Origin of the sequence: Paraburkholderia sp. CNPSo 3076 (assembly GCF_026343935.1) — a bacterium.
GTDB lineage: Bacteria > Pseudomonadota > Gammaproteobacteria > Burkholderiales > Burkholderiaceae > Paraburkholderia > Paraburkholderia nodosa.
In genome coordinates, this window is the sequence record NZ_JAPMAL010000032.1 from 99,483 (window position 1) to 108,933 (window position 9,451).

At 67.5% G+C, this 9,451-nt stretch carries 13 protein-coding genes; 7 read left to right on the plus strand and 6 right to left on the minus strand.

Translation table 11 applies throughout. The features are described from left to right. The first annotated feature begins 20 nt into the window (after positions 1 to 20). Positions 21 to 1,604, plus strand: a complete 1,584-nt coding sequence (locus M3A49_RS31995) for an efflux transporter outer membrane subunit (RefSeq protein WP_266232552.1) — start codon at positions 21 to 23, stop codon at positions 1,602 to 1,604. Positions 1,605 to 1,619: 15 nt separating this feature from the next. Here the strand turns inward: M3A49_RS31995 and M3A49_RS32000 are convergent, their stop codons facing one another. Next, positions 1,620 to 2,075 carry a PACE efflux transporter gene (locus M3A49_RS32000; protein WP_266232537.1) on the minus strand — a complete coding sequence of 152 codons (456 nt, stop codon included), beginning with the start codon at positions 2,073 to 2,075 and terminating at the stop codon, positions 1,620 to 1,622. Between the two features lie 88 nt (positions 2,076 to 2,163). Further along, positions 2,164 to 2,814 carry an oxygen-insensitive NAD(P)H nitroreductase gene (nfsB, locus tag M3A49_RS32005; protein WP_266232538.1) on the minus strand — a complete coding sequence of 217 codons (651 nt, stop codon included), beginning with the start codon at positions 2,812 to 2,814 and terminating at the stop codon, positions 2,164 to 2,166. A gap of 180 nt (positions 2,815 to 2,994) precedes the next feature. Here nfsB and M3A49_RS32010 point away from each other — a divergent pair, with 180 nt between their 5' ends. The 5 genes from M3A49_RS32010 (at position 2,995) to M3A49_RS32030 (ending at position 6,334) form a co-directional block, all read left to right on the plus strand. Beyond that, positions 2,995 to 3,414: a secondary thiamine-phosphate synthase enzyme YjbQ gene (locus M3A49_RS32010; protein ID WP_028205404.1), complete on the plus strand. Its 420-nt coding sequence runs from the start codon at positions 2,995 to 2,997 to the stop codon at positions 3,412 to 3,414. Between the two features lie 85 nt (positions 3,415 to 3,499). Beyond that, positions 3,500 to 4,222 (plus strand): dienelactone hydrolase family protein, encoded by a 723-nt coding sequence (locus M3A49_RS32015; protein WP_266232539.1) that lies wholly within the window; start codon positions 3,500 to 3,502, stop codon positions 4,220 to 4,222. Positions 4,223 to 4,348: 126 nt separating this feature from the next. Continuing rightward, positions 4,349 to 5,122, plus strand: coding sequence for a hypothetical protein (locus M3A49_RS32020; RefSeq protein ID WP_266232540.1), 774 nt, complete (start codon positions 4,349 to 4,351; stop codon positions 5,120 to 5,122). A gap of 46 nt (positions 5,123 to 5,168) precedes the next feature. After that, the gene (locus tag M3A49_RS32025) at positions 5,169 to 5,480 is read left to right on the plus strand and encodes a cupin (protein WP_266232541.1); all 312 of its coding nucleotides are present in this window, start codon (positions 5,169 to 5,171) and stop codon (positions 5,478 to 5,480) included. A gap of 149 nt (positions 5,481 to 5,629) precedes the next feature. Next, positions 5,630 to 6,334 (plus strand): glutathione S-transferase N-terminal domain-containing protein, encoded by a 705-nt coding sequence (locus tag M3A49_RS32030; protein ID WP_254357788.1) that lies wholly within the window; start codon positions 5,630 to 5,632, stop codon positions 6,332 to 6,334. 13 nt (positions 6,335 to 6,347) lie between these two features. Here the strand turns inward: M3A49_RS32030 and M3A49_RS32035 are convergent, their stop codons facing one another. Beyond that, the gene (locus M3A49_RS32035; protein WP_266232542.1) at positions 6,348 to 7,007 is read right to left on the minus strand and encodes a DUF4410 domain-containing protein; all 660 of its coding nucleotides are present in this window, start codon (positions 7,005 to 7,007) and stop codon (positions 6,348 to 6,350) included. A 73-nt stretch (positions 7,008 to 7,080) separates the two neighbouring features. Then, the gene (locus M3A49_RS32040; RefSeq protein WP_266232543.1) at positions 7,081 to 7,698 is read right to left on the minus strand and encodes an HAD family hydrolase; all 618 of its coding nucleotides are present in this window, start codon (positions 7,696 to 7,698) and stop codon (positions 7,081 to 7,083) included. Between the two features lie 167 nt (positions 7,699 to 7,865). On the opposite strand from M3A49_RS32040, the gene M3A49_RS32045 reads away from it, so the two are divergent. Further along, a complete protein-coding gene (locus M3A49_RS32045) occupies positions 7,866 to 8,126 on the plus strand; it encodes a hypothetical protein (protein ID WP_266232553.1) in 261 nt (86 codons plus the stop codon). An 18-nt stretch (positions 8,127 to 8,144) separates the two neighbouring features. Here M3A49_RS32045 and M3A49_RS32050 read toward each other — a convergent pair whose 3' ends face one another. Both M3A49_RS32050 and M3A49_RS32055 read right to left on the minus strand, forming a co-directional pair. Next, positions 8,145 to 9,107, minus strand: a complete 963-nt coding sequence (locus tag M3A49_RS32050) for a LysR substrate-binding domain-containing protein (protein WP_266232544.1) — start codon at positions 9,105 to 9,107, stop codon at positions 8,145 to 8,147. Between the two features lie 16 nt (positions 9,108 to 9,123). Next, the coding region (locus M3A49_RS32055; RefSeq protein ID WP_266232545.1) for an isocitrate/isopropylmalate family dehydrogenase at positions 9,124 to 9,451 on the minus strand (328 nt) is incomplete at its 5' end.

The window sequence follows — 9,451 nt, forward strand, 5'->3', positions numbered from 1 at the left end:
TTAATCCATCGCTCATGCGAATGCTGATCTCCGCCGCCGCAAGCGCCGCCGCGCGTGCGCTGCCGCTCGCGCCCCTCACCGCCGCGCTGCTGCTCGCGGGCTGCATGGTCGGGCCGGACTACCACCGCCCGCAGGTCGCCGCGCCCGCCACGTGGAAAGAACTGCCCGGCTGGACCCAGGCCGAGCCCGAAGCCGCCCAGGGACCCAAGGGCGAATGGTGGACCGTCTTCCAGGACCCGCTGCTCGATGAACTGGAACCGCTCGTCGAGGTCTCGAACCAGACCGTGCGGCAGAGCTACGCGAATTACCAGCAAGCGCTCGCCGAAGTGCGCGTCGCGCGTGCGAGCCTCTTCCCGACCGTCGGCATTACCGGCTCGCTCGCGCGCGAGCGCTCCTCCACCGGCACGCTCAGCAGCGTGAGCAGCATCACGTCGACGCCGAGCGGCGCGCGCATCGTCAACGGCGGCACGCTCGAAGCGAACGCGAGCTGGGACATCGACCTCTGGGGCCAGGTGCGCCGCCAGATCGAGGAACAGTCGGCCACGGCGCAGGCGAGCGAGGCGACGCTGGCGAACGCTACGCTATCCGAACAAATCGCGTTGGCGAACGCCGTGATCGATCTGCGCATCACCGATGCCGATATCGACCTGCTCACGCATACCGTGCAGGCCTACACGGACTTCCTGCGCGTGGTGGCCAACCAGGACCAGGCGGGCACGGTGCCGCCGTCCGACCTGATATCCGCGCGCACGCAGCTCGAATCGGCGCGCGCAAGCCTGATCGCCCTGGGCGTGGCGCGCGCGCAAAACGAGCACGCCATTGCGGTGCTAGTGGGCCGCAACCCAGAAGAAGTCGATATCCCGCACAGCACGCAGCTTCCCGCGATGCCCGCGATTCCCGCCGGCGTGCCCTCCACGCTGCTGCAGCGGCGGCCCGACATTGCGACCGCCGAACGGCAGATGGCGTCGGCCAATGCGGCGATCGGCGTGGCGGTGGCCGCGTACTATCCGTCGATCTCGCTCACCGCGCTCGACGGCTTCACGCAGTCGCCGCTTTCGGGCCTGCTGCACATGAGCAACTATGTGTGGTCGCTCGGCGCGAGCGCGACCCAGACGATCTTCGACGGCGGCCTGCGCAGCGGCCAGGTGGCGGCCGCGCGCGCGAGCTACGACGCGGCGGTGGCGAACTATCGCGGCACCGTGCTGACGGCGTTCCAGGGGGTGGAGAACGATCTCTCGGGGCTGCGCATCCTCGCGCAGCAGGCCGACGTGCTCGACGACGCCGTGCGCGACGCCATCCGTGGCGCGCAGATCGCGCAAAACGAATATGAGGCGGGCACCGTGGACTACACGACGGTCGCCACGGCGCTGGCCACGCAGGTGACCAATCAGCAGAGCGCGCTCAACGTGCATCAGCAGCGGCTGCTTGATACGGCTTCGTTGATCGGTGATCTCGGCGGCGGCTGGTCCGGGCAACTGCACGATGCGCAGCATCCGGCGCGTGCGGTGACGCCGGCTTCCGACGCCGCGGCGGCGGGCGCGAGCGCGAGCAGTCCCGCGAACGTGGAAGCGAGCGGGACGCAAGGCGCCGCTGCGAGCCCCTGATCGAGAGAACCCGCGCTACGCGCGCGGCCGCGTTTCCGAAGCGCCCGTCACCGGCATGGCGGAGGCCGGCAGGCCGAACACGGCGTCGAAGATCAGGTTGTAGACGTAGTTGTAGACGAGAAAGAACACCGAGAGGCCGATATCCATCGCGAACGCCTCGATCAACGTCACTTGCAGCGTGAGCGCGATCATCGGCACGAGGAACACCACCAGCCCGCCCTCGAAGCCGACCGCATGCGCAATGCGGCGCGCGACACTGCGGCCGCGTTTCGTCTGGCGCGCTTCCCAGCGCTCGAACAGCATGTTGTAGACGAAATTCCAGCCCACAGCGATCAGCGATGAAAACACCGCCGCCGCGCCCGCGCGGTCCATGCCGCTGCCCGAGAGCGAGGCGAAGCTCGTGCCGGTAATCAGGATCGCGATGCCTTCGAACAGCGTGACGTACACGATCCGGCGTTTGATACCCTGCATGAACGAATGCTCCTGATGCGGTTCCCGCGTGGCTTCGTGCCGTGTCAATCGCCGCGCTTGCTGCGAGCGCGGCGAAAACCTGCGCGAATCAACCGAGATCGGTGAATACCGAAGCCGCGGACAAGCGCGACTTCGGCAGTTTCGCGTTGAAGTCATCGGCGCTGCGGTAGCCGAGACCGACCACCACGAGCGCGGTGAGGCCCTGCTCGCGCAGGCCCAGTTCCTCGTCGAGCGCCTTGGCGTCGAAGCCTTCCATCGGGCAGGCGTCGATTTCGAGCGTCGACGCGCCGATCAGCAGCGCGCCGAGCGCGAGATACGCCTGCTTCTCCAACCACGCCGGCAGGTCGTTGCGCTCGCGATGCAGGTTCACATAGAACGAGCGCGTCTTTTCCTGAACCGCCTTCGCCTCGGCGTTGGCGAAACGGCCGTCCGCTTCTTCCTGCGCGAGCACTTCGGCGAGGTGCGCTTCGTCCATCTCGGTGCGCACGCACAGCACCACCACGTGCGAGGCGCGCGTGACCTTCGGTTCGTTGTACGCGAAACCTTCCATGCCCCTGGCGATACGCGCACGCGCGGCGTCGCTTTCGGCCAGCACGAAATGCCAGGGCTGCGAGTTCACCGAGGAAGGGCTGAAGCGGATCAGCTCCTTGAGTTCGTCGATGACGGCCGCGGGAATCTTGCGGGCGGGATCGAACGCCTTGGTGGCGTGGCGGGCTTTCGCGAAGCGGGTGAGGTTCAAGCGGTTTTCTCCTTCGTATGCGGTCGGCCGAGGCAAGCCCCGGCAAGGCCGACATCGTACCAGCATCGTGCGCAGGCCGCGGGGCGGTCTGCGCGCCCAGCGCGCCTGCGCTATGCTTGAAGGCTGGCATCGCCGCGACGGCTCAGCAGCCGCGCGCAGCCGCCCGCAAGGAGACCGATCATGCGCCAGGCCATCCATCATCTGCCGGTGAGCACGCGCACGCGCGGGCTCGTCGAAATCAGCCATGAGGTGCGCGCGTTCGTGCGCGAACAGCGCATCGCCACCGGCCTGCTCACCCTCTTTTGCCGCCACACGTCGGCGTCGCTCGTCATCCAGGAAAACGCCGATCCTTCGGTGCGCCGCGATCTCGAACGTTACTTCGAGCAGCTCGCGCCCGAAGATCCGCAGCGCTACGAGCACGACACCGAAGGCCCCGACGACATGCCCGCGCATTTGCGCACGGCGCTCACGCACACGCAGCTCTGCATCCCGGTCGAGCACGGCACTCCCGTGCTGGGCACGTGGCAGGGCATCTATGTGTTCGAACATCGCCGCGCGGCGCACACGCGCGATATCGTGCTGCATCTGATCGGCGAATGAGCAGATCAGGCGCAGACACGCAAATCCCGTACGCAAGCGCTATGCTACGGCTTCCGTTCAACCGACTCATCGAGGGTTGCCCCAAATGAAACAGTCCGCCGGATCCATGATTTCCTTCACCCGCCCTGACGGCCAGTCGCTCCAGGGCTATCTCGCCAAACCGGAAAAGACCGAAGGCGCGCCCGCCATCGTCGTGATCCAGGAGTGGTGGGGCTTGAACGACCAGATCCGCGGCGTGGCCGACCGGCTCGCGCAAGCGGGCTACCTCGCGCTCGTGCCCGACCTCTATCGCGGCAAGAGCACGGTCGAACAGGAAGAGGCCCACCATCTGATGACGGGCCTCGACTTCGCGGACGCGGCCTCGCAGGATGTATTCGGCGCCGTCAACTATCTGAAGACGCTCACGGACCGCGTGGGCGTGACGGGCTACTGCATGGGCGGCGCGCTCACGCTGCTCGCGGCCACCATGGTGCCGGGCCTTTCGAGCGCCGTGGTGTGGTACGGCTTCCCGCCGCTCGAATACATCGACGCGAGCAAGATTACCGCGCCCATCCTCGGCCACTTCGCGACCCAGGACCAGGCCTTCAGCATCGAAACCGTGGCAGAGCTCGAAACGAAGCTCAAGGGCGCCCAAGTCGACGTCGAATTCCATCGCTATCTTGCCCACCACGCGTTTGCGAACGAGACCGCCGTGGGCCCGACCCGCATCCCCATCACGCAGTACGACCCGGTCTGGGCACAGCTCGCGTGGGACCGCTCGCTGACGTTCTGGGGCCGTACGATGTGGCCGCAACGCGCGGCGCGCTGAAGCGCTGGCAGCGCCCCGCGCCGCCGCGCGGATCTGTCGTAGAATCGGCGTCGCCCCGTCTCGCGCGGGCGACGCCGATTTGCATTGCAGCGCCTTCGTCCCTCTCACGCTTTTCGCGGAGACTCCATGACGCCGCTCATCCTCCAGCGCCCCTCGCTTCTATTCATCGTGCTGATCGTGGCGCTGCCGCTTGCCGCCGCGCTCGGCGCAAACGTGCTGCATAAATACTTTCCGCTCGCCGAGGAGGCGCGTGAGAACTACAAGATCGTGCAGGGCGCGACGCTCACGCTGCTCGCGCTCCTGATCGGCTTCACGCTCTCGATGGCCGTGGGCCGCTACGACCAGCGCAAGAACCTGGAGGAAGAGGAAGCCAACGCGATCGGCACGGAGTATCTGCGCGCCGAGCTTCTTGGCGGCGAGGCGGCGGCCCAGACCCAGGCGCTGCTTGCGCGCTACCTTCAGGCGCGCATCCACTTCTACGTCGTGCACGAGCCCGGCGCACTCGATCAGATCAACCGCGACACCGGCGAGCTCCAGACGCAGCTCTGGGCGAGTGTGCGCGATCCCGCGAAGGCGCAACCGAATCCGGTGATGGCGCTCGTGGTCGCCGGCATGAACGACGTCATCAACACCCAGGGCTACACCCAAGCCGCGTGGATCAACCGCATTCCCGTCGCCGCCTGGACGCTGATGATCGTGATTGCCATCTTCAGCAACCTGATGCAGGGCTATGGCGCGCAAGGCCAGGTCGGCCGGCGCGTGCTGCTGCTCGTCCTGCCCATTACGGTGACGCTTTCGCTCACGCTCATCGCCGATATCGACAGCCCGCGCGGCGGCCTGATTCGCGTCGCGCCGCTCAATCTGATGAGCCTTGCGCAATCCATGCCTGCCAATCCCTGAGCACCGTCCCGCGGTGCCGCACGATCACGCCCATGCCCGTACAGCCATGAAAGTCATCCGTTCGAAAACCTTCACCGCCGGCCGCCCCTGGGGCGCGCTCGACATCGCCAGCATGAACGGCACCACCGTGCGCCTGCACTGGACCGACCAGCCATACAAATGGCACGTCAACGACGGCGAGGAAGTGTTCGCCGTGCTCGACGGCGTGGTCGACATGCATTACCGCGAAGACGGTGCGGAGCAGGTCGCGGTGCTCGAAGCCGGCGACGTGTTCTTCGCGGGCGTGGGCTGCGAGCATGTCGCGCACCCGCGCGGCGAGGCGCGCATTCTCGTGGTCGAGCGCGAAGGTAGCGTGTAGCAGCGTGTAATCCGCGCCTCGCGGCGAAAAGACGGCGCGCGCCATTTCCACTAAACTTGGCGGCCTGACTCCACTCCCGCCTCTCGATCAGACCGCGGCGCGCCAGGCACTGCCCGCGCCCCGCCGTTGAAGGACTTCAAGGACCCCGCATGAACGACCTTTCCGCATTTCCCGTCACCCACAAGTGGCCAGCGCTTCACCCCGAGCGCATCCAGCTCTATTCGCTGCCCACGCCCAATGGCGTCAAGGTCTCGATCATGCTGGAGGAAAGCGGCCTGCCGTATGAGCCGCATCTGGTGCGCTTCGACGCGAACGACCAGATGTCGCCGGAATTCCTCTCGCTGAACCCCAACAACAAGATTCCCGCGATCCTCGATCCGAACGGCCCAGGCGGCGAGCCGCTCGCGCTGTTCGAATCGGGCGCGATCCTCATCTATCTCGCCGACAAGTGCGGCCGCTTCCTCGCCCGTGAAGGCGCGGCGCGCTACGAGACGATCCAGTGGGTCATGTTCCAGATGGGCGGCATTGGACCGATGTTCGGCCAGGTGGGCTTCTTCCACAAGTTCGCGGGCAAGGAGTACGAGGACAAGCGTCCGCGCGACCGCTACGTCGCCGAGTCGCGGCGCCTGCTCGCCGTGCTCGACCAGCGCCTCGAAGGGCGCAAGTGGATCATGGGCGACGAATACACCATCGCCGACATCGCCACGTTTGGTTGGGTGCGCAACCTTGTTGGCTTCTACGAGGCCGGTGACCTCGTGGGTTACGCCGATTTCAAAAACGTCGCGCGCGTGCTCGAAGCCTTCGTCGCGCGGCCTGCGGTCGCACGCGGGCTCAACATTCCGCCGCGCGGCTAAGGCGCCCGGCGCGTCATTGCGGCGCCGCTTTCACGCGCGCCGCGACCGAGTCGGCCACTTCGGCCGCCGCGCGGTCCACGTTCTTGCGGTCGTCGGCGCGCGCAAGCACGAATTTGGCTGCCGCCACATACGGATTGAGCGCGATGGCCGCGCCGGCGCCCGGCTTCGCGTGGCTCGACTGACTGTCGATCACCTGATAAAGCGGCTGCGGCGCCTGGGTGGCGAGGTTGTCAACGGCCACCGCCAGCTCGATCTGGCTCGCGCCCGAGCGGAAACCCACCACCGCGCGCCGCATGCTGTTGCCTTCGTCCACGCTCAGGAATACGCCGCGCACCAGCCAGCCCTGCGCGGGTAGCGGCGTGCCGCTGGGCAGGCGGCGCGCATCGAGGCCTTTCTCGCGCAGGTCGTTGACCAGCGCATCGGCCATTTTCGTGACGACCTGATCGGCCTGCTGCTGCGGGTCGCGGTGGCGCAACAGCGGTCGTGGCAGCAAGCCGCCCATGTGCTCGCGCGCACTCTCCACAGGATTCGAATCCTGCTTGACGTTGGCCGCGTCGAGTTCGAAGTCCGTCACGTAGACGAGCGGCGCGCCCGGTTGTTGAGCCGCGGCGAGCGACGCGAACGCGCACAGGCAGAGTGTCGCGACCCGCTTCCAGTTCCATTGCATTTTCATCGCAAGCTCCCGTACGTTCGCCAGCCATCCATCCGTTCATTCATTCACGCCATGGCCGCGTGCGGCACGGCCATCAACCGTCGATCAGCCCGAGCCGCGCCAGGTCGCTCGCGAGCGCATCGGCTTCGACGAAGTGGCACGCCTGCAACCCCGCATCGAGCGCGCCCGTGACGTTCGCTTCGCTGTCGTCGATGAAGAGCGTTTCCTGGGGCTGCGCGCCGAGCTGGGCAACGCAGCCAAGGTAGGTCTGCGCGGCCGGCTTGACCGCGCCGAACGTCGCGGACGCGTAGACCTGCGAACCGAAAAGCCGCGCCACGGGCGGATTCAGATAGTCGAGGTGATGCGTGACGAGCGAGCAGTTGTTGGTCAGCACGGCGATGCGGCATCGCGCGGCCACGCGCTGCGCCAGCGCGAGGGCCGCCACGTTCGGCGTGATCGACGCGCGCCGCGCAGCCAGCCACATATCGCGGCCCACCTCGCATCCGAGCATCGAGCCGAGTGCGCGCAGATAAGCGTCGGGATCGAGCTCGCCCGCGTCGGCGCGCGCTTCGAGACCCGAGCCCCAGATCGCGTGACGCACCGTTGCGGGCGGCGCGCCAGTGGCGGCCGCGAGGCTCGCCACGCGCGCGTCGCGATCGTAGTGGGACAGCACGCCTTCCATGTCGAACAGCACTACGCCGATCGCCGCCATCTGCCGCTCCCGCCACAAGATATCCCACTGCGATCCCACCGCGGCCCCGCCACGTCCGCAGCCGATCATACCGCCGGCCCGCGCCTGGCGGCGCACGAGTGGCACAAGCGCGGCGCGCGCCGATCGCGCCCCTAAACCGTCAATCGATTTTGGGTAAACTGGAACGCATGGACACCTGCCGTTACTGCGGAAAACTGCGCGACGAATGGGATTGCCACGGGCCAGCGTGCCGCCAGGCGATCGCGCTGGCGCTGCACCGCCAGCGCAAGGGGCTGCCGATGGTCGCGAACGTAATCCGCAACGAAATCCCCGCCGACGCCACCACCGGCCAGATCATCACCGTGCTTTCGCGCCAGCGCCAGCGTGCGCGGCGCGGCAACGAGGAACGACGCGAGCGCAAGGCGCTCGATCTCCCCGAAGGCGAGTAAGGCACCCGCCGAACCCGGTCAGCGCCCGCTCTCGTCCTCGTTCGCAGGCGCGGCAATGCCGATGCGCGCGAACGTTTCTTCCAGATGATTGACGCACACGCGCACTTTCGCGGACTGCGCGAGGCGCGCGGGATACACGGCCCAGACATTGGCCGGCTGCGTCACGCCGGGCAGCACGCGCTGCAGGCGCCCGCTCTCCAGCAATGGCGCGACATCCCACATCGAGCGCAGCACGATGCCGCGTCCCGCCAGCGCCCACTGCACGGCCACCTCGCCATGATTGGTCGAGAGCGGCCCCGCCACCTTCACCGAAACCGTTTCGCCATGCGCGTCCAGGCGCCATACGCCGAACGGATGATCGCGCTCCTTGATCGCGAGACACGCGTGTTCGGCGAGATCGGCGACCTCCTGTGGCGCGCCGCGCCGCGCGAGATACGCGGGCGCGGCGCAGAGCACGCGATAGTTCGTGGCGAGACGCCGCGCGATCAGATGGCCGGCGATCTCGTCGCCGATACGCACGTCGAGATCGAAGCCTTCGCCCGCCACATCGACGAGCCGGTCGAACAGTTCGAGGCGCACGCTCAGTTGCGGATAACGCTCGGAAAGCCCGGCGAGCGCGGGCGCGACGAAGTTGCGGCCAAAGCCGAAGCTGCTCGACACGCGCAGCGTGCCGCGTGGAATGCGCCGCGTGGTGGAAACGTCGTCCACGAGCCGCTCCACGTCGTCGAGGATCTTGCCCGCCGAGGCATAGACGCGCTCGCCCGCCTCCGTCATCGCGACGCGCCGCGTCGAGCGGTGCAACAGGCGCGTGCCGAGGCGCGCCTCGAGCACGCCCACGCGCTTGCTGACATAGGCCGGCGACGCCGCAAGCGCTTCGGCCGCCGCGGTGAAGCTCGCCTTGCGCGCGACCATGCAGAACACGCGCAAGTCGTCGAGCTCCGGCGACGCGACGGATTTCGGCGCTTTCGGTGCGTCCGGCATAGGCGTCACGGCGGCGTCACAGCGCGGCGGCTACCGCTTCGCCCAGCTCGGTCGTGTTCGCCGTGCCGCCCATGTCGGGTGTGCGCGGGCCTTCCACCAGCACCTTCTCGATGGCCTGCATGATCGCGTCGTGCGCGGCCTTGTATTGCGCGTCGCCGTTGCCGAGGAAGTCCAGCATCATCGCGCCCGACCAGATCATCGCGATGGGGTTGGCGATCTGCTTGCCGAAGATGTCGGGCGCCGAGCCGTGCACAGGCTCGAACAGCGACGGAAACTTGCGCTCGGGATTCAGGTTCGCCGAAGCCGCCAGACCGATCGTGCCCGTGCATGCGGGGCCGAGATCC